Below are 22,806 nucleotides of genomic sequence, written 5' to 3' on the forward strand. Positions count from 1 at the left end.
AGCCGCTTGTGCGGCGTGTCCGGCGCCCGGGAACGTGTACGGGGCGGTCCCTAGACGACGATCTGGCCCTTCCCGAGCGCGATGACCCCGTTCTTCGAGACGGTGTACAGCTCCTCGTCCCGCCCCGGATTGACGCCGATCGTGGCGCCGGGCGGGACGTCCACGTTCTTGTCGAGGATCGAGCCGCGTACGACCGCGCCCCGGCCCACCCGTACGTTGTCGTGCAGCACCGAGCCCTGCACCACGGCGCCCTCCTCGATCACCACGCCGGGAGACAGCACGGAGCGGGTCACCTGGCCCCGGATGACGCAGCCGGGCCCCACGATCGACTCGCTCGCGATACCGCCCGCCACGAACCGCGCGGGCGGGAGCTGGCCGGCGTGGGTGTAGATCGGCCAGCGTCTGTTGTCGAGGTTGAACTCCGGCTGGTGCGAGATCAGGTCCATGTGCGCGTCGTAGTAGGAGTCGAGCGTGCCCACGTCCCGCCAGTAGCCGTGCTCGCGCGGGGTCTCGCCCGGCACGTGGTTGTCGTCGAAGTCGTAGACCTGCGCCATGCCCTGCTCGGTGAGCATCGGCAGGATCGAGCCGCCCATGTCATGGACGGAAGCCTCGTCCTCGGCGTCCCGGTGCAGCGCGTCCACCAGGATCTTGGTGGTGAAGAGGTAGTTGCCCATCGAGGCGAAGACATGCTCGGGGTCGCCCGGCAGCCCCGGCGCGTCGGCCGGCTTCTCCAGGAACCGGTCGACCCGGGTGCCGTCCGGGCCCGGCGTGATGACCCCGAACGACGACGCCTCGGCGCGCGGCACCCTGATACCGGCGACCGTGACCCCGGCGCCGCTCTCGATGTGCCGTTGCAGCATCTGCCGGGGGTCCATGCGGTAGACGTGATCGGCGCCGAACACCGCGATGTAGTCCGGCTGTTCGTCGTGGACGAGATTGAGGGACTGCAGGATCGCGTCCGCGCTGCCCAGATACCAGCGCGGTCCGAGCCGCTGCTGGGCGGGCACCGGCGTGACGTAGTTGCCCAGCAGACTGGACATCCGCCAGGTGGTACTCACATGGCGGTCCAGCGAATGCGACTTGTACTGCGTCAGCACGCAGTTGCGCATGATGTCGCCGTTGACGAGATTCGACAGGACGAAGTCGACCAGGCGGTACGTACCGCCGAAGGTCACCGCCGGTTTGGCGCGGTCGGCAGTCAGCGGCATCAGCCGCTTGCCTTCCCCGCCCGCCAGCACGATCCCGAGCACCGAAGGTCCACCGCGCATCGCCGCTCCTTTGTTCGCGACCCTCTATACCGGCCGTCCGCATCCACCTACCCGGTACGGATCGTCCGGATCCATCTACCCGGCTAACGGGACTTGAGCAGCTCCTCGTACACCTCGTACGTACGCCGCGCCACCCGGTCCCAGCCGAACTCGCGCACCGCCCTGTCCCGGCCCGCCGCGCCCATCGCCGCCGCCGACTCCGGGTCGTCCAGGACCCGGTTGAGCGTCTCGGTGAGGGCCGTCTCGAAGTCCTCCGGGTGCCGTTCGTCGTACGGCACCAGCAGGCCCGTACTCCCGTCGTCCACGACCTCCGGAATACCGCCGACCGCCGAGGCGACGACCGCGGTGCCGCAGGCCATCGCCTCCAGATTCACGATGCCCAGCGGCTCGTACACGGAGGGGCAGACGAACACGGCCGCGTGGGTGAGCAGTTGGACCACCTCGGGGCGCGGCAGCATCTCGGGGATCCAGAACACCCCGTCGCGGCTGCCGCTCAGCTCGTCCACCAGCTCGCGGAACTCGGCGCCGATCTCCGGTGTGTCGGGCGCGCCCGCGCAGAGCACCAGCTGCGCCTCGGGGTCGAGGGCACGGGCCGCGCGCAGCAGGTGCGGGACGCCCTTCTGCCGGGTGATACGGCCGACGAACAGCACGAAGGGGCGGTCCGGGTCGATGCCGATCCGCTCCAGGACGTCCGTGCCGCGGTCCGGGTGGTAGAGGCGGGTGTCGATGCCGTTGTAGATGACCCGCACGCGGTCCGGGTCGAGCGAGGGGTAGCAGTTCAGGATGTCGGCGCGCATGCCGCGCGAGACGGCGACGACGGCGTCGGCGGTCTCTATCGCGGAGCGCTCGGCCCAGCCGGACAGCGCGTACCCGCCGCCGAGTTGCTCGGCCTTCCAGGGGCGCAGGGGCTCCAGCGAGTGGGCGGTCATCACGTGCGGAATGCCATAGAGCATCTTGGAGACATGGCCGGCGAGCGCGGCGTACCAGGTGTGCGAGTGCACCAGGTCGCTGCCTTCGACGGCGGCGGCCATCGCGAGATCGACGGAGAAGGTGCGCAGCGCGTCGTTGGCGCCTTCGAGTCCGGCGGCGGCCCGGTGCCGTACGACGCCCAGGGCGCGCTCCTCGGCGCTGCCGCCGTCCTCGCCCCAGCAGTGCACCCGGAGGTCGGTCAGCTCACGCAGCTCGCGGGCCAGGAACTCCACATGGACGCCCGCGCCTCCGTACACGTCCGGCGGGTACTCCCGGGTCAGCAGCCCGACCTTCACGCCATACCCCCGTCGCCCGACGATCTCACCAATGTCATGGTCACCCGGAAACCTCTCATGCGGAAGGGCGTGGCGGTGGCCGGTCGAATACGCAGTCCCCGCAGAGGCCGCCCGACGGGCAACGGTAGTAGAGGCAGCAGCTACGGCGGCGGAAGGATCCGTCCCTTGATACGCCGGTGGTGCGCAGGTCGGGGTGGGTGAAGAGGGCCGCGCCGATGGCGTCGGCCCGCTCGCCCGCCTCGGGCCGGCCGACGCGGCGGCTCCAGCCGCGCAGTTCGCGTACGGCCCCGGCGAGGGCGGAGCCGGCGTTGCCCCACAACAGGCGTGGCGAGACGGAGCCGTCGGCGCGCAGGGCGGTCGCCAGGGGGACGAGGTGGCGGTACTGGACCACCTCGCGGACCGCGTCGGCGAGGGCGGTCGCCGTTGTGCCACCGGAGGCCGTTCTGCCGCCGGAGGCCGTTGTGCCGCCGGAGGCCGGGAAGGCGCGTGGTTCGGGCAGGAGGAGATCGTCGGGCGAGGTGCGGCGGTGGTCCCAGTACAGCCGCGCGGGGTCCAGGTCCGGCACCTCGCCGTGCAGCGCGGCCGAGCCCAGTGCGACCGACCAGAGCCGGGCGGCGAGCCCCAGCTGTGCGACGGAGACGGCGACCCGGCGCTCGGGCGCGCCGAGCTTCCCGGCGACGGTGTCGACGCGCGCCGACAGGGGCGCGATGTCGCCCGCGTAGATCTCCGCGAACGGGACGTACGAGTCGTATGCGCCGCCGTGCGCCCCCGGGTCCACGTGCCCCGCGACCGCCTCCGTGCGCAGGGCGAAGAAACCGCCCACGGATCCGACCTCCGCGAGATCCATCCGCCCTCCCTCTCCGATCGGCTCCTAACGTCACTTTCCGTAACGTCCGATGGTCGCGGTACGTGCCCGGACCGGGGCTCGGTGTGCACCCGGGGCCTCCACCCGGGGACGGGGGCTACCGCCAGGGGAATGACTCGGGCCCGCCGGATGTACTACTACAGCAGTACGTCGTAATGCCGTCTTCAGGACGACGACTAATCGCACCTGGCGAGAGATCGTGGATATATGAGTGCACTCGCGCTGTCCGTGCTGCTGTCACTGGTCTCCGCGGTCGCCTATGCGGCCGGGGCGATCCTTCAGGAGCGCGTCGCGGCAGATACGCCCGCCCGGCCCTACGCGCCCCTGCACCACGGCGTGTGGTGGGCCGCTGTGGCGTTGAACGGGGTCGGCGCGCTGCTGCACGTCGTCGCGCTCGCGTACGGACCGCTCAGCCTCGTACAGCCTCTCGGTGCCCTCACGATCGTCTTCGCGCTGCCGATGGCGGCCGTCTTCGTCCGCCGCAAGGCGGGCGCCGCCGCCTGGCGCGGCGCGCTCCTGGCGACGCTCGGACTGGCCGGACTGCTCGCGCTGACCGGCTCGACCGGTTCCCACTCGCTGGGCTCGGGCGAACGCATGGTGGTGGCCGGCGCCACCGTGGGCGTGGTGGCCCTGCTGTTCCTGATCGCGCAGGCCGTGCACCGTCCGGCCGTGCGCAGTGTGCTGCTCGCCGCGTCGGCCGGTGTCGCCTTCGGTATCGCCTCGGTGTTCACCAAGACCGTCGCCGTCGACTGGACCGACGGCACGTTCAGCGGTCAGGTGCCGAGCCTGCTGGTCATCGCGATCCTGGCCGCGTCCGGTCTGCTGCTCTCGCAGGCCTCCTACCGAGGCGCGGGGCTCGCCGCGCCGCTGGCGACGGTCACGGTCGTGAATCCGGTCGTCGCCGCCGCGGTCGGCCTCACCCTCTTCGGTGAGGGCTTCCGGTACGGCCTGACGGGCGGCCTGCTGGCCCTCGGCTTCGGTGTGGTGACGGCGGGCGGACTGGTCCTCCTCACGACGGAGCGGCTCGCCGCGCAGACGGCCGGTGCCGTCGAGGAGTCCACCGACGAGGCGGCTCCCCCGGCCCCCGGCCATGGGCCGGGCGGTTCCACGGCCGCACACCGGCACGCCTCCTCGGCGCGCCCGACCTGGCACCTGCCGCCGTGCAGGTCGCACAGGACGGAGCACCGGCGGCACATCCTGCGGCGGACCGTCCGGTCAGATGCGGACTCCGCCCGCCCTGAGGTAGGAGATGGGGTCGATGTCGGAGCCGTAGCCGGGGCCCGTCCGCATCTCGAAGTGGAGGTGCGGTCCCGTGCTGTTTCCGGTCGATCCTGACCGCGCGATGCGCTGGCCCGCGTTCACCTTCTGACCGTCACGCACAGTGAGCGCGGACAGGTGCGCGTACTGGCTGTACTTGCCGTCCGAGTGCCGGATGACGACCTGGTAGCCGTAGCTGCCCTCCCAGCCCGCCGACACGACCGTGCCGCCCGCCACGGCCTTCACCGACGTGCCGGTGGGGACGGGGAAGTCGACGCCGGTGTGGTAGCCGCTGGCCCAGGATCCGGCCTTGCGGTACGGGGTGCCGGTGCCCGCGCTGACCGGGGCGCTGAAGTTGGACGACTGCTTCGGCTTCTCGGCCGTCTTCGGCTTCGAGACCTGCTGCTTGGGCTGTTCCTTCGGCTTCTCCGCCTGCGGCTTCGGCTTGGGCTTCTCGGCCTGCTTGGACGGCTGCGCCTTCGCGGCGGGCTTCTTCGCCTCCTCCTTCTTGGGAGGGGCGGGCGCCTCAGCGGCGGGCTTGTCCTTCGCCTTGTCCTTCGCGGGGGCCGAGACATGCAGGACGAGCTTCTGTCCGGGGAAGATCAGATCGGGGTCGCTGCCGATGACCCTGCGGTTCTCCTCGTACAGCCGCTGCCAGCCACCCCGTATCTCCTCGGAGGCGGCGATCCCGGAGAGCGAGTCGCCTCCCGCCACGGTGTAGCCCTCGCGCTCGGTCGGCACGGACGTGGGCGAGGCGGCCTTCTTCGGATCGCTCCGAGGGGCGCTCTTCGCCGTGTCGCGGGCCTTGGCCGGTGCCACGTCGGGGGCGTCGCCGCCGCGCGTGAGGCCGGCCTTCACGGAGCAGTTCGGCCACGCCTGGGGGCCCTGGCCCTTGAGGACCTTCTCGGCGACGGCGATCTGCTGGTCCTTGGTGGCGAGATCGGCGCGTGCCGCGTACTGCCCGCCGCCGAACGCCTCCCACGTGGACTGGCTGAACTGCAGCCCGCCGTAATAGCCGTTGTCAGTGTTGATCTGCCAGTTGTTCGTGGACTCGCAGGCGGCGACCTTCTCCCATGTCTCCACGGGGGCCGCACTCACCGTGCCCGCCCCGATGAGTGGCAGGGCGATGCCCGCGCCGCCCGCCGTGACGGTGAGCGAGGCGCGGTTGATGCGGCTGGGCTGGTATCTGCGGTGGCGACCGGTTGCGGCCATGATCTCGGCTCCCCCACTGGCAGGTAAGGACGTCTGGGACACGTCGCAATCGGTCAACTTAGGGCAGTCGCATGTGCAATGACAAGGGCTCACTTCCGGAGCCCGCGCGGCACACGTGCGCCCGCCGTGCGTCGTCGCAGCCCACGGGCCGGCATTGACAGGCCCCACACGGTCCGGCGAGTCTGGGGCGAGTCGACGGGAGAGCGCTCTCCAACAGGATTGAAGGGGGCAGTATGGCCGAGGACGAGACCGAGACCGAGCGGCTGCTGGAGAAGCTCGACATCGGGCAGAAGGTCCGTCTGCTGACGGGTGCCAGCAACTGGCGTACGTACGACGAGCCGGCCGTCGGGTTGCGTCCTCTCACGATGTCCGACGGACCGGCCGGGGTGCGCGGCGACGCCTGGGACGAGCGGCAGACCTCTCTCGTCCTGCCGTCGCCGACCGCCCTCGCGGCCTCCTGGGACGAGGAGTTGGTCCGCGAGCTGGGCGGGCTGCTCGCCGCCGAGGCGCGTCGCAAGGGCGTCCAGGTGCTGCTCGCCCCCACCCTGAATCTGCACCGGTCGCCGCTGGGCGGGCGGCACTTCGAGTGTTTCTCCGAGGATCCGCTGCTGACCGCGCGCACGGGCGTCGCCTTCGTGACGGGTGTGCAGGAGGGCGGAGTGGCGGCCACGGCCAAGCACTTCGTGGCCAACGACGCGGAGACCGACCGGCTGCGCGTCGACGTGGGCGTGGCCGAACGGACGCTGCGCGAGCTGTATCTGGCCCCGTTCGAGGCGGCGGTGGACGCCGGTGTCTGGGCGGTGATGTCCGCGTACAACAAGGTCAACGGCATCACGATGTCGGCGAGTCCGCTGCTGGAGTGGCCGCTGAAGGGAGACCGGCCACTGAAGGGAAACGGGCCGCCGCAGGACGGTTGGGGCTTCGACGGGCTAGTCGTCTCCGACTGGGGCGCCGTCCGCTCGCTGCTCGGCAGCGCGCGCTCGGGCCAGGACCTCGCCATGCCGGGCCCGGAGAGCCCGTGGGCGGCCGGGCTGCTCGACGCGGTGGCGGCGGGCCTGATCGACGAGGCGCGGATCGACGACAAGGTACGGCGCCTGCTGCGGCTCGCCCGGCGGGTCGGCGCGCTGGGGCCCGTCCCGCCGATCCACGCGGACCCGCCCACCGGGCAACGGGCGTTGCTGCGGCGGGCCGTCGCCGCCGGCACGGTGCTGCTGCGCAACGAAGGAGACGTACTGCCGCTGGATCCGGCACGGTCGCGCCGCGTCGCGGTCATCGGCCCGCACGCCACGGCCGTCCGGATCCAGGGGGGCGGGAGCGCCGAGGTGTTCCCCTCCGCCGTGGTGACGCCGTTGGCGGGGATCGAGGCGGCGCTGGACGAAGCCGTGGGAGGCTCGGACCGGCCGGCCGAGGTGACGTACACGCCCGGCCTGCCGCCGTACACCCGGCCACGCCCGCTCGACCCGGCCTGGACGCGCGATCCTCGTGACGGCGAACCGGGCGTCCTCGTACGGCTGTTGGACGCCGGGGGCGCCGAACTGCACGCCGAACACCGGCTGTCGGGCCGCATCGTGGAACCGGCCCGTATCGCGGGCGCCGTCACCGTGGAGATCCGCGCCCTCGTCCGGCCCACGGAGAGCGGCAGTTGGACGCTGGGGGTGGGCGGCTGGGGGCTCATCTCCCTGTCCGTGGACGGCCGGACGCTGCTGTCCGACGAGTTCCCGCTCGACAGCGACGACCCGACGCGCGTCCATGTCTCGCCGCCCTACCGGTGCGCGGAGGCCGAGTTGACCGAGGGCGTGGAGGTGGAGGTGGTCGCGCGGCGGCGGCTGGACCCCGGAACGGGGATCGCGACGCTGCTGGCCGCCGCCCCTCCCCCGGGCGACGCGGTGACGGCCCTCGCCACCGCCGTGGCCGCCGCGCGGGCCGCCGACGTCGCCGTCGTCGTGGTGGGCACGACCGAGGAGAGCGAGTCCGAGGGCCGCGACCGCGAGTCGCTGGCGCTGCCCGACGGACAGGACGCGCTCGTACGGGCGGTGGCCCGCGCCAATCCGCGCACGGTGGTGCTGGTGAACTCGGGCGGCCCGGTCGCGCTGCCCTGGCACCGCGACGTACCCGCGCTGCTGCTCGCCTGGTTCCCGGGCCAGGAGGCCGGACACGGCCTGGCCGACGTGCTGTTCGGCCGCGCCGAGCCCGGCGGGCGGCTGCCGACGACCTGGGCGCTGGCCCAGGAGGACGTCCCCGTGCTCGACACACGGCCGCGCGACGGACGTCTTCCGTATGACGAGGGCATCCACATCGGTCACCGCGCGTGGCTGCGTGCCGGTCGGGAGCCCGCGTACTGGTTCGGACACGGGCTCGGCTACACGACGTGGGCGTACGAGGGGATGGAGGCGGCGCCCGCCACCGTGGCGGGCGGGTCCGCCGGGGGCGTGGAGGTACGCGTACGGCTGCGCAACACCGGCCCGCGCGGGGGCCGTGAGGTCGTCCAGGTCTATGTCGCCCGCACGGACACGGCGGTCGACCGGCCGGTGCGGGCGCTCGCGGGTTACGCGGCGGTGGAGGCCGGACCGGGCGAGGAGGCCGTGGCGACGGTACGGCTCGCGGCGCGGGCGCTGGCGCACTGGTCGACGGTCCGCCGGCGCTGGGAGACGGAGCCGGGCGAGTTCACGCTCCTGGCGGGTTCCTCGGCGGGAGAGCTGCCGCTGCGCACGACACTCACGGTGCCGGCGACGGGGCCGCTCACGACGGGTCCGTCGATGGAGAGCGCTCTCCGCTGATGCTATAAATGCGCTCATGACGGAGGATTCACGAGCGGCCGGCTCGCCCACGCTGGAGGACGTCGCCAAGGCGGCCGGAGTCTCGCGCGCCACCGTCTCCCGTGTCATCAACGGCGTGCGCAACGTCGACCCGGTGATCCAGGCGGCCGTGCGGGACGCGGTGGCGGTCACCGGGTACACGCCGAACCGCGCCGCCCGCTCGCTGGTCACCCGCAAGGCCGACTCGATCGCCCTGGTGGTGTCGGGCGCGGGGGACGATCCGCCGCCGGTCGCGGCGACGGCGGGGCCGGCCGCGTCCACCTCGTCCGCAACCTCCGCCGCCTCCGCCGCCTCCGCCGCCTCCGCAACCTCCGCAGCCGATTCGGCGGGCGGGAGCCGTAACGGTGGCCGACAGGGCGCCGGATTCGACGGCGGTGTCGGGTCCTTCATGACCGAGGTCTTCGCCGACCCGTTCTTCGGCCGGGTCGTGACGGGTGTCGTCAACTTCCTGCGCCCGCGCGGGATTCACCCGGTGCTGATGTTCGCCGAGACCTCCCTGGCGCGGGACGAGGTGGTGTCGTACCTCCGTCAGGGCAGCGCCGACGGCGCCCTGGTCGTCTCGACCCACGCCGAGGACCCGCTGCCCGCGCTGATCACGGACGCCGGTCTCCCCGCCGTGCTGTACGCGCGCCCCGCCCGTCCCGTACGCATCAGTTACGTCGACCTCGCCCACCAGGACGGCGCCCGGCTGGCCGCCGAGCGGCTGCTCGCCCGGGGCTGCCGCCGGATCGGCACGATCGCGGGGCCGCTCGACGTACCGGCGGGACAGGACCGGCTGGCGGGCTTCCGGGACACGATGGCCCGGCACGGGCATCCGTACGTTCCCGTCGCCGGGGGCGAGTTCACCGAGGAGAGCGGTGCGGCGGCCATGGAGCGGCTGCTCGCCGAACACCCGGATCTGGACGGGGTGTTCGCGGCGAACGACCTGATGGCCGTGGGCGCGTGCCAGGTGCTGCGCGAGCGTGGGCGGCGGGTGCCGGACGACGTCGCGGTGATCGGCTTCGACGACAGCCGCGCGGCCGCGTCCTGCCGCCCGCCGCTGACGACGGTGCGGCAGCCGGTGGAGGACATGGCGGCGGAGATGGCGCGCCTGCTGCTGGACCGCCTGGCGCGACCGGACCGCCCGGTGACGTCGGTGATCTTCGAACCCACGCTGGTGCGGCGGGCTTCGGCGTGAGCGGTGCGGTCCTCAATCGCCGGACAGGCTGAATTGGCCCACCCGGCCCCGTAGAACACAGGCCCTGCGGACCGGCCTCTGTCCTCAGTCGCCGGACGGGCTTGGGTGCTGCGAACGGCCTTGAAAGGCACGCCCGTCCCAATCCAGCCCGTCCGGCGATTGAGGACAACCGCCCGCCCACCCGCCTACGTCGGCGTCGGCGTCGGCGCCCACCGTGGCGGGGCCTGGTCCCTGCCGGCGGACGGGGCCGGTGGCAGGGGCCGGGTTCCGCCGCGGGCCAGGAAGTCCGACAGCGGCAGCGTCGCCGCGCCGACCGTCACCGCGTCCGGGCCCAGGCGGCCCATCTCGACGGTCGCCCGCGCCGCGGTGTGCTTCAGCGCGTACTCGCGGGCGTAGCGGCGGATGTCCGGCAGCAGGTGCGGGCCGATCTGGAGTCCGGCCCAGCCGCCGAGCAGCACTCGTTCGGGCAGGAACAGGTTGATCAGGTCGGCGACGGCCGCGCCGAGGCACTCCGCCGTCTCGTCGAGCAGCGCGACGGCGACGGGGTCGGGCGCGGGTCCGCCGGGCGGCGGGAAGGCGGCGGCCAGCAGGGCGGCGAGGGCCGTCTCGTCGTCCGCGTCGGCGGGCAGCGGCCCTCCCGCCTCCTGCCAGCGTTCGCGCATCGCCTCGGCGCCCGCGTATGCCTCCAGACAGCCGATGGAGCCGCAGCGGCAGCGGCGGCCGCGCAGTTGCACCGTGGTGTGGCCCCATTCGAGGGCGCTGCCCCGGTGGTTCTCGTCGAGCGTGCCGCCTTCGCCACCGTGAATCACGCTGGCGCCGACTCCGGAGCCGATGAGGGCGATGGCCGCCGTGCCGACACCCCGGCCGCCGCCGAACCACATCTCGGCCTGGCCCAGTGTCTTGGCGCCGTTGTCGATGAAGAGCGGGACCTGGGCGGGTACGTCGACGGCGGCGCGCAGCAGTTTCTCGAAGGGCACGGCGGCCCAGCCCATGGTCTGCCCGTGGACGACCGCGCCCTCCGGGCCGTGGCGCTCGATGATGCCGGGGACGCCGATGCCGATGCCGAGGAGTTCGCGCGGGTCGGCCCCGGCGTCCCGCAGGACGTGGGCGACGCCGGTGCGGACGTGGGCGACGATGCGTTCGACGTCGTGGCCGTGCTGGGCCAGCAGCCTTTCGGTACGGGCGAGTTCGGTCAGGGACAGGTCGAAAAGTTCGACGCGGACGCGGGTCTCCCCGATGTCGATGCCGATGAGGAGCGCGCCGCCGGGGGCGACGCGCAGCAGCGTGCGCGGCCTGCCGCCGTCGGAATCGACCACTCCGGCCTCCTCCAGGAGGCGTTCGGCGGCGAGTTCGGTGACGACGTTGCTGATGGAACCTGAACTCAGGCCGGTGGCCGGCCCGAGCTCCTGACGGCTCAGCGGGCCGTCGAAATACAACCGTTGCAACACCCTCGCCCGGTTGCCCCTGCGCAGGTCACGCACTGTTCTTCTGTCCCGTTCGGCCATGGTGCTCCTTCCCAGCAGGCAACATACCCCGGTCCCAGACCTTGACGCGACCTTCTCTCACCTCTTAAATCACGACATAAATTAAGCCGTGAGGCAGCGTTCGACTCTCGAACACAGCCACCCCGGAAAGGGGCCACCCATGCGCAGAATCAGAGCCGCAGCAGTCGTCACCATCGCCACCGCCCTCGCCGCCACCGTCACCGGATGCGGTGGCGGTACGTCCTCCGACGAGGGCGGCAGCAACGACTCACCGAAGACGCTCACCTACTGGGCGTCCAACCAGGGCCCCAACATCGAGGCCGACAAGAAGATCCTCACTCCCGAGCTGAAGAAGTTCGAGAAGGAGACGGGGATCAAGGTCAAGCTCGAAGTCGTGCCGTGGTCCGACCTGCTCACCCGGATCCTGGCCGCCACCACGTCCGGGCAGGGCCCGGACGTACTGAACATCGGCAACACCTGGTCGTCCTCGCTCCAGGCGACCGGCGCGCTGCTGCCGTGGGACGACAAGAACTTCGAGGCGATAGGCGGCCGGGACCGCTTCGTCGACTCCGCGGTCGCCTCGGCCGGCGCGGAGGGCCAGCCTCCGGCGGCCGTACCGCTGTACTCGCTCGCGTACGCGCTCTACTACAACAAGCAGATGTTCGCGGACGCCGGTATCGACGGACCGCCCGCCACCTGGGACGAGCTGGTCGCCGACGGCAAGAAGCTGTCCAAGGACGGCAAGTGGGCGCTGGGCGCCGAGGGCGGCAACCTGTCGAACAACATCCACCAGGTCTTCGCGCTCGGCCAGCAGCACGGCGACGACTTCTTCGACAAGTCCGGCAAGCCGACCTTCACCACCGACGCCAACGTGGCCGCCGTGAAGCAGTACGTCGACTTCATGGCCAAGGACAAGATCATCGCTCCGGGCAACGCGGAGTACGCCCAGAACCAGTCGCTGACCGACTTCGCCAAGGGCAAGACGGCGATGGTGCTGTGGCAGGCCGCCGCCTCGACGTTCGCCTCCCAGGGCATGAAGCCCGAGGACTGGGGCGCGGCGCCGGTGCCCGTGCCGTCCGGCGCGCCCGGCGCCGACAAGCAGGTCAACTCCATGGTCGCCGGCATCAACATCGCCGTCTTCAAGAACACCAAGAACGTCGACGGCGCCAAGAAGTTCGTCAAGTTCATGACGAGCGACGCCGAGCAGACGCTCCTCAACAAGACCTACGGCTCCATCCCGCCCGTCGCCGCGGCCCAGGCCGACCCGGCGTTCGCCGCGCCCGACCTGAAGGTCCTGCGCGACACGCTCGCCAACAGCGCGGCGCCGCTCCCCCAGGTGCCCGAGGAGTCGCAGTTCGAGACCGCCGTCGGCACCGCCGTGAAGGACCTGTGGGCGGACGCCGCCTCAGGGACCCCCGTGACGACCGAGTCCGTCAAGAAGCGGCTGGACAAGGCCCAGCAGCAGATGCAGCAGTGAGGCACCGCCCATGACGTCCACCGTGACTCCCCCCGTCGCCAAGTCGGGCAGCGGTGCGGACCGGGGCGACGGGGGTGCGCGGCGGCGACGTCTGCCGCGCATCCCCGACCGGATCCGCCAGGGCGGGCTGCCGTACCTGCTGCTGCTTCCCGCCGTTCTGCTCGAACTGCTCGTGCACATCGTCCCGATGGTGATCGGGATCGTCATGAGCTTCCGCGAACTGACGCAGTTCTACATCAACAACTGGGACAAGGCGCCGTGGCGGGCGTTCGACAACTACAAGATCGCCGTCGACTTCGACGCCCCGCTCGGCGAGGCGCTGCTCCACTCGTTCTACGTCACCTGTGTCTTCACGGTCATCACGGTCGGCCTGTCCTGGCTGTTCGGCATGGCCGCGGCGATCATGCTCCAGGAGAACTTCCGCGGCCGGGGTCTGCTGCGGGCCATCTTCCTCACGCCGTACGCGCTGCCGGTGTACGCCGCCGTCATCACCTGGGCGTTCATGTTCCAGCGCGACAACGGCATCATCAACCACGTCCTGCACGACCAGCTCGGCCTCACCGACGAGCCGTCCTTCTGGCTGATCGGCGACAACAGCTTCATCGCGCTCGTCGTCGTGGCCGTCTGGAAGTCCTGGCCGTTCGCCTTCCTCATGCTGATGGCGGGGCTCCAGAACATCCCGCGTGAGCTGTACGAGGCGGCGTCCATCGACGGCGCGGGCATCTGGCAGCAGATCCGCAAGATCACCCTGCCGTCGCTGCGTCCGGTCAACCAGGTGCTGGTGCTGGTGCTGTTCCTGTGGACGTTCAACGACTTCAACACGCCGTACGTCCTGTTCGGCGACTCGGCGCCCGAGGCGGCCGACCTGATCTCGATCCACATCTACCAGTCGTCGTTCGTCACCTGGAACTTCGGTACGGGCTCCGCGATGTCCGTCCTGCTGCTGCTCTTCCTGCTGCTGGTGACGGCGGTCTACCTGGTGGTCACCTCACGCGGAAGGAAGGGTTCCGGTGCCGCATAAGGCCCTGGCCGGCAAGGTCAGATCTCCACTCGCTCCCCCGGCGTCCTTCCTCTGGACCCGCCGGATCATCCTGGCGTTCCTCACCGCCTTCGCCCTGCTGCCCGTCTATGTGATGGTCAGCAGCTCGCTGAAGCCGCTGGAGGACGTGACGGGCAAGTTCCAGTGGATCCCGTCCGAGATCACCATCCGCCCCTACTTCGACATCTGGGACACCGTCCCGCTCGCGCACTACTTCATGAACTCGCTGATGGTGGCGGGCGCCGCGACGGTGCTGTCGGTGACGATCGCGGTGTTCTCCGCGTACGCCGTGAGCCGCTACCGGTTCAAGGGCAAGCGGGTCTTCACCGTCACGGTGCTCTCCACCCAGATGTTCCCCGGCATCCTCTTCCTGCTCCCGCTGTTCCTGATCTTCGTCAACATCGGCAACAGCACGGGCGTCGCCCTGTACGGGTCCCGGGGCGGGCTCATCCTCACCTATCTGACCTTCTCGCTGCCCTTCTCCATCTGGATGCTGATCGGGTACTTCGACTCCATCCCGAGGGATCTGGACGAGGCGGCGATGGTGGACGGCTGCGGCCCGTTCGGCGCCCTGTTCCGGGTGGTCGTGCCGGCCGCGATCCCCGGCATCGTGGCCGTGTCCGTCTACGCCTTCATGACGGCCTGGGGAGAAGTCCTCTTCGCGTCCGTGATGACGAACGACGAGACGCGCACGCTCGCCGTCGGGCTCCAGGGGTACGCCACCCAGAACGACGTGTACTGGAACCAGATCATGGCGGCCTCGCTCGTCGTCAGCGTGCCCGTCGTCGCCGGATTCCTGCTCCTTCAGCGCTATCTCGTGGCCGGTCTGACGGCGGGAGCGGTGAAGTGACGCACCGTCAAGTGATTCGCCGTCAGCCCGTTCCCCAAGTGCCCCCTGTAGAAAGGCAGTCAGTGAACGACCTCAACGCCCTCCCCCACGATTTCGTCTGGGGCGTCGCCACCGCCGCCTACCAGATCGAGGGCGCCGTCGCCGAGGACGGCCGCTCACCCTCGATCTGGGACACCTTCTCCCACACCCCCGGCAAGGTCGACAACGGTGACACCGGGGACATCGCCTGCGACCACTACCACCGGGTGCCCGAGGACATCGCCCTGATGAAGCGCCTCGGGGCCGGCTCGTACCGCTTCTCGCTGGCCTGGCCGCGTGTCGTGCCCGGCGGCGACGGGCCGGTCAACGAGGCCGGGATCGGCTTCTACGACCGGCTGGTGGACAGTCTGCTGGAGGCGGGCATCACCCCGTTCGCCACGCTCTACCACTGGGACCTCCCGCAGACGCTCCAGGACCGCGGCGGCTGGCCGGCCCGCGAGACGGCCGAGCACTTCGCGGCGTACGCCTCCGTCGTCGCCGAGCGCCTGGGCGACCGGGTGAAGGACTGGGCGACCCTCAACGAGCCACTGTGCTCCGCGTGGATCGGCCATCTGGAGGGCCGGATGGCGCCGGGGCTCACCGACCTCAAGGCCGCCGTGCACGCCTCGTACCATCTGCACCTCGGTCATGGACTCGCCGTCCAGGCCATCCGCGCGGCCTCCTCCGACGCCCGGATCGGCATCGTCAACAACCTCAGCCCGATCGAGGCGGCCACCGACCGCGAGGCGGACCGGGCGGCGGCCGTACGGGCCGACGGCCACATCAACCGCTGGTGGCTCGACCCGATCCACGGGCGCGGCTACCCGCAGGACATGCTCGACCTGTACGGGGTGGAGCTGCCGGAGCGCCCCGGCGATCTGGAGACCATCGCCGCGCCGCTGGACTGGCTGGGGCTGAACTACTACTTCCGCCAGGTCGTCGCCGACGACCCGGCCGGGCCCGCGCCGTACGCCAAGCAGGTCTATCTGCCCGGCGTACGCCACACGGGCATGGACTGGGAGGTGCACGCGGACGGCCTGGAGGAGCTGCTGCTCCGGCTCACCAGGGAGTACGGCGCGCAGCGCCTCTACGTCACCGAGAACGGGTCGGCCTACCCTGACGTCCTGCGGGACGACGGCACGGTCGACGACCCGGAGCGCACCCGCTATCTGGAGGAGCATCTGGAGGCGTGCGCGCGTGCCGTACGCAAGGGGGTGCCGCTGGCGGGGTACTTCGCGTGGTCGCTGCTGGACAACTTCGAATGGGCCTACGGCTACGACAAGCGGTTCGGCCTCGTCCATGTCGACTACGCGTCGCAGCGGCGGACGATCAAGTCGAGCGGCCACCGGTACGCCGAGATCATCCGGCAGTTGGCGGCCCGGAACCACAAGGCGGCCTGAACCGGACGCACGTGTCCCCGGCAGCGGTCGACGCCGCTGCCGGGGACAGGTGTTCAGGTCAACTGACGGTGTGTCAGACAGGGGCCGGGAGTGACGGCTCGGTGCCCGCCTGGGCGACCACGGAGGCCGCCACCCGTGAGGCGAAGCCCAGCATGTCCCGGAGCGGCGCGGGGGTGAACTCCGGTACCTGGCCGGTGTGGACGCCCCGCGAGACCAGCCAGGTGATCACGGCCGCCGTGAAGGCGTCACCGGCGCCGATGGTGTTGACCACCTCGACCGGTTCGGCGGGCACGGACACCGGGTCGGCGGAGCCCGCCGAGTAGGCCGTACTCCCCCGCGATCCCCTGGTCAGGACGACCAGCCGGCCGCCGGCGGCGAGCCTGCGGCACGTCTCGTCCGGCGTCGAGTCCGGCCACAGCCGCGCCAGGTCCTCGTCGCTGGCCTTGACGACCTGGCCCAGCTCGCACAGTTCGCGCAGCCGGCGCAGGCCGCTCTCCGCGTCGAGCGTGCGGTCCTCGCGCACGTTCGGGTCCACGACCAGCAGCGGGTTCCCGGCCGCCGCCGCGCGCGCCGCCGCCGCCACGGCCGAGGCCGCGGGTTCGACGACGGCGGCGAGGCCGCCCACGTACACGGCGGCGAAGCGCTCGACGTCCATGCGCCGGGGCAGTTGGAAGGTCGCCGTGGACTGGAGGTGGAAGTGGTAGCCGGTGCCCTCGGGACCCGGGTCCGCGACGGCCAGCGCCGTGGGGAGGTCCGGTCGGGCGCAGAGGCCGAGCTCGACTCCCGCCGAGACCAGCCGCCGCTCGATCGACCGGGCGAACCCGTCGTTCCCGAGGGCGCCGGCGAACCAGCTCGGCGTGGACAGCCGGGCCAGTCCGGTGGCCACGTTCGCGGGGGCGCCGCCGGGCTGGGCCAGGTGCGCCTCCGCGTCGTCGGCCGTGGGCACCAGGTCGATCAGCGCCTCACCCAGCACCAGGACGGCGCCGGGCCCCGGTGCGGGGTCCGGTGCCGCGCCGGGAGCGTCGGTCACGGCTCCACCACGATCTTGCGGCCCTGGCCCGCCTTGAACCGCTCGATGGCCTGGGGGTACTGCTCCAGCGGCAGCCGGTCGCTGATGAACACCGCGGGGTCCAGGACCCCGGTGGCGAACAGCGCGGCGGCCCGCTCGTAGCTGTGCAGCACCGCCATCGAGCCGGTGATGGTGATCTCCTGGTTGTAGATCTTGTACGGCTCGATGACCGCCGTCGTCGCGTAGTCGGAGACGCCGAACTGCAGGAACGTTCCGCCCTTGGCCACCCGGCCGAGGCCGTCCTGGATGGCGCCCGCGTTGCCGGTCGCGTCGATGACGACGTCCCAGCCGCCGGGCCGCTCGAACTCCTCGGCCGAGGCGGCAGCCCGGGAACAGCCGAGCTTCGACGCCGTGGCCAGGCGCTCGGGGTTGATGTCCAGGATGTCGACGCCGGCGGCGCCGGTGCGCTTGGCCAGCTCCAGCATCATCAGGCCCATCGTGCCGGAGCCGTAGATCAGCACATCGGCGCCGAGCGTGCTGCTCAGCACGTCGTAGCCGCGTACGGCGCAGGACAGCGGCTCGATGAGCGCCGCGTCCCGTACGTCCACATGGTCGGGGAGCTTGACGCAGTTGGCCACCGGTGCCACGGCGAACTCGGCGGCGCCGCCGGGGACACTGACCCCGATCGCGTTCCACCGGTCGCAGAGGTTGCCGCGACCGGCCCGGCAGTAGCGGCACTCGTGGCAGTACAGCGACGGGTCGACGGCGACCTTGTCGCCCACGGCCAGCTCGGTGACCTTGGAACCGATGCCGACGATCTCGCCGGCGAACTCGTGGCCCGGCACGATCGGCAGCGTCGGCGCGAACTCGCCCTGCAGGATGTGCAGATCGGTGCCGCAGATACCGCAGGCGGAGACGGACACGACGACGTCGCGCGGGCCCGGGGTCGGGTCGGGGACCGTGGTGACGGACACCTTGCCGACACCTTCGACGATCGCTGCCCTCATTTGACGGCTCCAAGAGAAAGGCCCTGGACCAGCTTGTCCTGGGCGGCGAAGCCGGCGGCGAGCACCGGCAGAGACACGACGACGGAAGCGGCGCACAGCTGGGCGAGGAAGAGGCCCTGGCTGGTGACGAATCCGGTCAGGAAGACGGGCGCTGTCTGCGCTGTCACGCCGGTCAGGACCCGGGCGAAGAGCAGTTCGTTCCAGCTGAAGATGAAACAGATCAGCGCGGTTGCCGCGATGCCGGGCGCGGCGACCGGCGCCACGACCCGCATCAGGACGGTGGGCAGCCGGGCGCCGTCCACCTGTGCGGCCTCGATGATGGAGACCGGCACGTCCGCGAGGAAGGACTGCATCATCCAGACCGCGATCGGCAGATTCATCGAGGTGTAGAGGATGACGAGCAGCCAGATGTTGTCCAGCATCCCCACGTTCTTGGCGAAGAGATACACCGGCAGCAGTCCGGCGACGACCGGCAGCATCTTCGTGGAGAGGAAGAAGAACATCACGTCCGTCCACTTGCGGACGGGCTTGATGGACAGCGCGTACGCCGCCGGCAGCGCCAGCACGAGGACGAACAGGGTCGAGAACAGGGACGCCGTCACCGAGTTGATGAGCGGCGGCCAGGGGCTCGCCCCGCCCTCGGTGCCGAAGAAGGTGCTGTAGTTGTCGAAGGTGAGCGGCGCGGTGAGGGACGGCGGGTTGGTCGCCGCGTCCGACTCCGAGTGCAGGGACGTGAGGAACATCCACAGCGCCGGGAAGCAGAAGACGACACCGACCACCCAGGCCAGCACGCCCAGCGCGGTGGAGCGCCGCTTGGCGCGCCGGGCCGCGGGGCCGTACTTGTCCTGGTGCTGTACGGGCCTGGCGGCCTTGCCGGGGGCGCCGTCGGTCTTCGGTGCGGAGAGTGTGCTCATGCGCGCTTCGCCTCCTCACTGAAGAGGGACGAGACGACGCGCAGGGCGAAGGTCGCGATCACGATGGTGCCGATCACGACGACCACGCCTGCCGCGGAGGCCAGTCCGTACTCGTGAGCCTGGTAGAAGGTCTGGTAGATGGTGTAGGGGAGGTTGGCCGTGCCGAGGCCGCCCGCGGTGATGGTGAACACGGCGTCGAAGTTCTGCACGATGTAGATCGAGCCGAGCAGGACGCCGAGTTCGAGGTAGCGGCGCAGATGCGGCAGGGTCAGGAAGGCGAACATCTGCCAGGCGTTGGCGCCGTCGAGGCGCGCCGCCTCCATCATGTCGATGGGCCTGCTCTGCAGCCCGGCCAGCAGGATGAGCATCATGAACGGCGTCCACTGCCAGACGAGTGACGCCTCGACGGCGAGCAGCGGCATGTCCGAGATCCAGTCGGGCTGCGACGCGTTCTCCACGCCGAACAGTCCGGTGAACCAGGCCCAACCGCCGTTCAGCAGGCCGTACTCGGGGTTGTAGAGCACGTGCTTCCACAGCAGCGCGGCCGAGACGGGCACCAGCAGGAACGGCGTGATGAGCAGCGTGCGGACGAAGCCGCGGCCCATGAACTTGCGGTCGAGCAGCAGCGCGAGGAGCAGTCCGAACACGACGCTGGCGATCACCACGGTGGCGGTGAGCAGCATCGTCGTGAGGACCGAGTCACGCAGGTCCGCGTCGGTGAACACGGAGCCGTAGTTGGAGAGTCCTACGAGGCTCCGGGCGTCCGGGTTGAGCGAGTTCCAGTCGAACAACGAGATGAACAGCGTTGCCACGAAGGGGAGTTGGGTGACGGCGATCAGGAAGATGAGGGCCGGCAGAAGGGGGGCGCGGGTGGCCCAGGCGCGGGCCCGCCCCGACCGGGGTGCCGCCGGGGGGCGGGACTTGGCCGGTGGGGACGGGTCCGACGGGGCTGCCGGCGCGTCGCTGACAGAAGTGCTCACCGGTACTCCTCGGCTACCTTCTCGGCCAGCTTCTGGGAGGCTTCGAGGGCCTCATCGACCGACTGGCGGCCGGCGATGGCCTCGCTGATCTCCTGGGAGACCTTCGTGCCGAGGTCGGTGAACTCGGGGATGCCGACGAACTGGATGCCGACGGTCGGGCGGGGCTGGGTGCCGGGGTCACGCGGGTTGGCACTGGAGATCGCCTCGGACGTGACGTCGGCGAACGCTCCGGCCTCCTTGCGGTAGTCGGCGTTCATGTAGGTCGAAGCGCGCTTGCCCGCCGGGACGTTGGCCCAGCCGATCTCCTTGCCGACCAGCTCCTCGTACTCCTTGCTGGACGCCCAGGAGATGAACTTCCAGGCGCTGTCGGTGTTCTTGGACGCCTTCTGCATGCCCCAGGCCCAGGTGTAGAGCCAGCCGGAGCTGTCCGTCTTGTCGACGGGCGCCGGCACGTAGCCGATCTTGCCCTTGACCGGGGAGTCCTTGGCCTCCAGCGAGCCCGCGCCCGCCGTGGCGTCGTACCACATGGACGTCTTGCCCTGCGTCATGTTGTTCAGGCACTCGGCGTAACCGGCCTGCGGGGCGCCCGCCTCGCCGTGCTCGCGCACCAGGTCGACGTAGAACTTGGTGGCCTTCTTGAACTCGGGCGAGGTCAGCTGCGGCTTCCAGTCCTCGGTGAACCAGGTGCCGCCCATGGTGTTGACGACGGTCGTCAGCGGGGCGATGACCTCGCCCCAGCCCGGCAGACCGCGCAGACAGATGCCCTTCATGCCCTTCTCGGCGCCGTCGGTCTTGGCGGCGAGGTCGGCGACCTCCTGCCAGGTGGGGTTGTCGGGCATCTTCAGGCTCTCCTTCTCGAAGATGTCCTTGCGGTACATCAGGAAGGAGGACTCGCCGTAGAACGGCTGCCCGTAGAGCTTGCCGTCCTCGGCCGTCAGGGACTCCTGGAGCGGCTTGAGGATGTCGCCCTGGTCGAACGCCTTGTCCTTCTGCGCGTAGTCGTCCAGCGCGTGCAGCCAGCCGTTCTTCGCGAAGAACGGCACCTCGAAGTTGCTGATGGTGGCGACGTCGTACTGGCCGGCCTGGTTGGAGAAGTCCTGGCTGATCTTGTCGCGTACGTCGTTCTCGGGCAGCACCGAGAAGTTGACCTTGATGCCGGTGTCCTTGGTGAAGTTCGCGGCGGTCAGCTTCTGGAGTTCGACCATCTGCGGGTTGTTGACCATCAGTACGTTGATCGTGTCACCGCTGTCGGAGGTGGTGCCTCCCGCGCCGCTGCACCCGGCGAGGAGTGCGGTCAAGGCCGCTCCCGCGCCCACACGTACGCCTATTCCACGTCGTCGCTGCTGGAGGGGCATGAGAATCTCCTGATCGTTCGTTTGCGGTAACTGTCGGCTGGGTGGTTGTGGGGGGATGAAAAGGTGCTCGGGGGTGTCTCGGGGCCGTACGGGTCCCGCCCCCTGGCCGGTGCGGCCGGGGTTCCGGGAGTCGGGTTCGTCGCGTCAGACGCGGATGACCTGGGGGCCGAGCAGCGAATAGCGTTGCGCCTCCGCCGACGGGAGTCCGACGTCGGTGACGATCGTCTCGAAGTCACCGACGTCGGCGAACCGGCAGAAACTCACGGCGCCGAACTTGGTGTGGATTCCGGCGAACACCTTGCGGCGCGCGCTGCGCATGGCCTGGGCCTTCACCTCGCTGACGGCCGGGTCGGGGGTGGTCAGCCCGTACTCGCGTGAGATGCCGTTCGCGCCGACGTACGCCAGGTCGATGACGAAGTCGGAGAGCATCCGGGTCGCCCAGTGGTCGACGGTGGCGAGGGTGCCGCCGCGCACCCGGCCGCCGAGCAGCAGTACGGCGATCTTGTCGGCGTCGGCGAGTCCGGTGGCGATCGCCAGTGACGCGGTGACGACGGTCAACGGCCGGTCCCTGGGGAGGGCCTCGGCGACGAGCTGGGGGGTGAAGCCCTCGTCGATGAAGACCGTCTCGGCGTCGCCGAGGAGGTCGGCGGCGGCTGCCGCGATGCGTGACTTCTGCGGCACGAGGCGGGTGGTCCGCACCGCGAGGGTCGTCTCGTAGCCGGCGCTCTCGACGGGGTAGGCGCCGCCGTGGGTACGCCGTACCAGACCGTGCTCCTCCAGGGCGTGCAGATCACGCCGGACGGTCTCCTTGGCGACGCTCAACTTCGTGGCGAGAGCGGTGACTTCCACCGACCCGTCACGTCGGGCTATCTCAAGGATCTCTCGTCGGCGCTCGTCCGTGTCCACGGCTCACACTTCCCTGCTCTGCTGCGGCTCAGCACCCGTTCGGGCTCATGGGTCGTTTGTACAAGCAAGAGCCCCGGCTCTGCCAGGCTCTACGCGGCTTTGAGTGTGCCCGTTCATGCCCGTTTGCTCAGCAGCGTACGTGCTGGTCGCACGGGGGGTAACCCCCTTCGACGCCCGGTTCGGTGACCGATTGACGCTGATCGATGACCGAACGGCGCCCGAAGCGGTGGGCGGGCTTCCGTGGATCGGCCTTCTAAACGTGAGCTGCGTCCCGTCCGGCCCCCCAAAACGGTCAGCGAAACGGGCACGGAAACGTGTACGGACCACGTACGAATCGCGACCAGAACGCGACCGGAACGCGTGCGGCATACGGGCGGCATACGGGCGCGGGTGACGGAGGAAGCAGGCGCGGACGGGCGCGTGGAGGGGAGATACGGTCGGGCGCGCGGCAGGGACAGGCGGTCGGGCGCGCCAAAGCCCGCGGCGGGTCACGGACCTGCCGTGACC

At 70.7% G+C, this 22,806-nt stretch carries 18 protein-coding genes; 7 read left to right on the forward strand and 11 right to left on the reverse strand.

The genetic code is table 11. From position 1 onward, the window contains the following. Positions 1-50: 50 nt before the first annotated feature. From glgC to ACFUN8_RS30035, 3 genes are all read right to left on the reverse strand, one after another. Positions 51-1,268 carry a glucose-1-phosphate adenylyltransferase gene (gene glgC, locus ACFUN8_RS30025; RefSeq protein ID WP_383644334.1) on the reverse strand — a complete coding sequence of 406 codons (1,218 nt, stop codon included), beginning with the start codon at positions 1,266-1,268 and terminating at the stop codon, positions 51-53. Positions 1,269-1,351: 83 nt separating this feature from the next. Further along, the gene (gene glgA / locus ACFUN8_RS30030; RefSeq protein ID WP_383644337.1) at positions 1,352-2,533 is read right to left on the reverse strand and encodes a glycogen synthase; all 1,182 of its coding nucleotides are present in this window, start codon (positions 2,531-2,533) and stop codon (positions 1,352-1,354) included. Positions 2,534-2,588: 55 nt separating this feature from the next. Further along, positions 2,589-3,380 (reverse strand): (2Fe-2S)-binding protein, encoded by a 792-nt coding sequence (locus ACFUN8_RS30035; RefSeq protein ID WP_383644340.1) that lies wholly within the window; start codon positions 3,378-3,380, stop codon positions 2,589-2,591. Positions 3,381-3,605: 225 nt separating this feature from the next. Here ACFUN8_RS30035 and ACFUN8_RS30040 point away from each other — a divergent pair, with 225 nt between their 5' ends. Beyond that, positions 3,606-4,733 carry a DMT family transporter gene (locus ACFUN8_RS30040; protein WP_383644343.1) on the forward strand — a complete coding sequence of 376 codons (1,128 nt, stop codon included), beginning with the start codon at positions 3,606-3,608 and terminating at the stop codon, positions 4,731-4,733. Here the strand turns inward: ACFUN8_RS30040 and ACFUN8_RS30045 are convergent. Beyond that, the gene (locus tag ACFUN8_RS30045) at positions 4,614-5,867 is read right to left on the reverse strand and encodes a peptidoglycan DD-metalloendopeptidase family protein (protein ID WP_383644346.1); all 1,254 of its coding nucleotides are present in this window, start codon (positions 5,865-5,867) and stop codon (positions 4,614-4,616) included. The two genes, ACFUN8_RS30040 and ACFUN8_RS30045, sit on opposite strands and share 120 nt — an antisense overlap. 233 nt (positions 5,868-6,100) lie before the next feature. Here ACFUN8_RS30045 and ACFUN8_RS30050 point away from each other — a divergent pair, with 233 nt between their 5' ends. Together ACFUN8_RS30050 and ACFUN8_RS30055 are read left to right on the forward strand one after the other, a co-directional pair. Continuing rightward, positions 6,101-8,644, forward strand: coding sequence for a glycoside hydrolase family 3 C-terminal domain-containing protein (locus ACFUN8_RS30050; RefSeq protein ID WP_383644349.1), 2,544 nt, complete (start codon positions 6,101-6,103; stop codon positions 8,642-8,644). Between the two features lie 16 nt (positions 8,645-8,660). Then, positions 8,661-9,860, forward strand: a complete 1,200-nt coding sequence (locus ACFUN8_RS30055) for a LacI family DNA-binding transcriptional regulator (protein WP_383644352.1) — start codon at positions 8,661-8,663, stop codon at positions 9,858-9,860. 185 nt (positions 9,861-10,045) lie between these two features. On the opposite strand, the gene ACFUN8_RS30060 is transcribed toward ACFUN8_RS30055, so the two are convergent. Next, the gene (locus ACFUN8_RS30060; protein WP_383644355.1) at positions 10,046-11,365 is read right to left on the reverse strand and encodes an ROK family transcriptional regulator; all 1,320 of its coding nucleotides are present in this window, start codon (positions 11,363-11,365) and stop codon (positions 10,046-10,048) included. A gap of 139 nt (positions 11,366-11,504) precedes the next feature. Between ACFUN8_RS30060 and ACFUN8_RS30065 the strand changes: the two genes are divergently transcribed. The 4 genes from ACFUN8_RS30065 (at position 11,505) to ACFUN8_RS30080 (ending at position 16,128) form a co-directional block, all read left to right on the forward strand. Further along, the gene (locus tag ACFUN8_RS30065) at positions 11,505-12,821 is read left to right on the forward strand and encodes an ABC transporter substrate-binding protein (RefSeq protein ID WP_383644359.1); all 1,317 of its coding nucleotides are present in this window, start codon (positions 11,505-11,507) and stop codon (positions 12,819-12,821) included. Positions 12,822-12,831: 10 nt separating this feature from the next. Further along, positions 12,832-13,842 carry a carbohydrate ABC transporter permease gene (locus tag ACFUN8_RS30070; protein ID WP_383644362.1) on the forward strand — a complete coding sequence of 337 codons (1,011 nt, stop codon included), beginning with the start codon at positions 12,832-12,834 and terminating at the stop codon, positions 13,840-13,842. Beyond that, positions 13,832-14,710: a carbohydrate ABC transporter permease gene (locus tag ACFUN8_RS30075; RefSeq protein WP_383644365.1), complete on the forward strand. Its 879-nt coding sequence runs from the start codon at positions 13,832-13,834 to the stop codon at positions 14,708-14,710. Before ACFUN8_RS30070 ends, ACFUN8_RS30075 begins: the two co-directional genes overlap by 11 nt. Before the next feature lie 62 nt (positions 14,711-14,772). Beyond that, positions 14,773-16,128 carry a GH1 family beta-glucosidase gene (locus ACFUN8_RS30080; protein WP_383644368.1) on the forward strand — a complete coding sequence of 452 codons (1,356 nt, stop codon included), beginning with the start codon at positions 14,773-14,775 and terminating at the stop codon, positions 16,126-16,128. A 73-nt stretch (positions 16,129-16,201) separates the two neighbouring features. On the opposite strand, the gene ACFUN8_RS30085 is transcribed toward ACFUN8_RS30080, so the two are convergent. The 6 genes from ACFUN8_RS30085 to ACFUN8_RS30110 form a co-directional block, all read right to left on the reverse strand. Continuing rightward, positions 16,202-17,158: a PfkB family carbohydrate kinase gene (locus tag ACFUN8_RS30085; RefSeq protein WP_383644371.1), complete on the reverse strand. Its 957-nt coding sequence runs from the start codon at positions 17,156-17,158 to the stop codon at positions 16,202-16,204. Next, entirely contained in the window at positions 17,155-18,144 is a 990-nt protein-coding gene (locus ACFUN8_RS30090) for a zinc-dependent alcohol dehydrogenase family protein (RefSeq protein WP_383644374.1), read from the reverse strand. The genes ACFUN8_RS30085 and ACFUN8_RS30090 overlap by 4 nt, the downstream gene beginning before the upstream one ends. Continuing rightward, positions 18,141-19,058, reverse strand: a complete 918-nt coding sequence (locus tag ACFUN8_RS30095; protein WP_383644377.1) for a carbohydrate ABC transporter permease — start codon at positions 19,056-19,058, stop codon at positions 18,141-18,143. The genes ACFUN8_RS30090 and ACFUN8_RS30095 overlap by 4 nt, the downstream gene beginning before the upstream one ends. After that, complete coding sequence (locus ACFUN8_RS30100) at positions 19,055-20,038, reverse strand: carbohydrate ABC transporter permease (RefSeq protein ID WP_383644379.1); 984 nt, start codon at positions 20,036-20,038, stop codon at positions 19,055-19,057. Before ACFUN8_RS30100 ends, ACFUN8_RS30095 begins: the two co-directional genes overlap by 4 nt. Then, the gene (locus ACFUN8_RS30105; protein WP_383644382.1) at positions 20,035-21,393 is read right to left on the reverse strand and encodes an ABC transporter substrate-binding protein; all 1,359 of its coding nucleotides are present in this window, start codon (positions 21,391-21,393) and stop codon (positions 20,035-20,037) included. Before ACFUN8_RS30105 ends, ACFUN8_RS30100 begins: the two co-directional genes overlap by 4 nt. A gap of 144 nt (positions 21,394-21,537) precedes the next feature. Further along, positions 21,538-22,299, reverse strand: a complete 762-nt coding sequence (locus ACFUN8_RS30110; protein ID WP_382568166.1) for a DeoR/GlpR family DNA-binding transcription regulator — start codon at positions 22,297-22,299, stop codon at positions 21,538-21,540. Positions 22,300-22,806: the final 507 nt, after the last annotated feature.

The organism is Streptomyces sp. NPDC057307 (assembly GCF_042667665.1).
GTDB lineage: Bacteria > Actinomycetota > Actinomycetes > Streptomycetales > Streptomycetaceae > Streptomyces.

Bases quoted from the DNA above. Each gene is read 5' to 3' on its own strand.
- glgC (WP_383644334.1), bottom strand. From the start codon at position 1,268: ATGCGCGGTGGACCTTCGGTGCTCGGGATCGTGCTGGCGGGCGGGGAA.
- ACFUN8_RS30035 (WP_383644340.1), bottom strand. From the start codon at position 3,380: ATGGATCTCGCGGAGGTCGGATCCGTGGGCGGTTTCTTCGCCCTGCGC.
- ACFUN8_RS30040 (WP_383644343.1), top strand. From the start codon at position 3,606: ATGAGTGCACTCGCGCTGTCCGTGCTGCTGTCACTGGTCTCCGCGGTC.
- ACFUN8_RS30045 (WP_383644346.1), bottom strand. From the start codon at position 5,867: ATGGCCGCAACCGGTCGCCACCGCAGATACCAGCCCAGCCGCATCAAC.
- ACFUN8_RS30050 (WP_383644349.1), top strand. From the start codon at position 6,101: ATGGCCGAGGACGAGACCGAGACCGAGCGGCTGCTGGAGAAGCTCGAC.
- ACFUN8_RS30055 (WP_383644352.1), top strand. From the start codon at position 8,661: ATGACGGAGGATTCACGAGCGGCCGGCTCGCCCACGCTGGAGGACGTC.
- ACFUN8_RS30060 (WP_383644355.1), bottom strand. From the start codon at position 11,365: ATGGCCGAACGGGACAGAAGAACAGTGCGTGACCTGCGCAGGGGCAAC.
- ACFUN8_RS30065 (WP_383644359.1), top strand. From the start codon at position 11,505: ATGCGCAGAATCAGAGCCGCAGCAGTCGTCACCATCGCCACCGCCCTC.
- ACFUN8_RS30070 (WP_383644362.1), top strand. From the start codon at position 12,832: ATGACGTCCACCGTGACTCCCCCCGTCGCCAAGTCGGGCAGCGGTGCG.
- ACFUN8_RS30090 (WP_383644374.1), bottom strand. From the start codon at position 18,144: ATGAGGGCAGCGATCGTCGAAGGTGTCGGCAAGGTGTCCGTCACCACG.
- ACFUN8_RS30095 (WP_383644377.1), bottom strand. From the start codon at position 19,058: ATGAGCACACTCTCCGCACCGAAGACCGACGGCGCCCCCGGCAAGGCC.
- ACFUN8_RS30105 (WP_383644382.1), bottom strand. From the start codon at position 21,393: ATGCCCCTCCAGCAGCGACGACGTGGAATAGGCGTACGTGTGGGCGCG.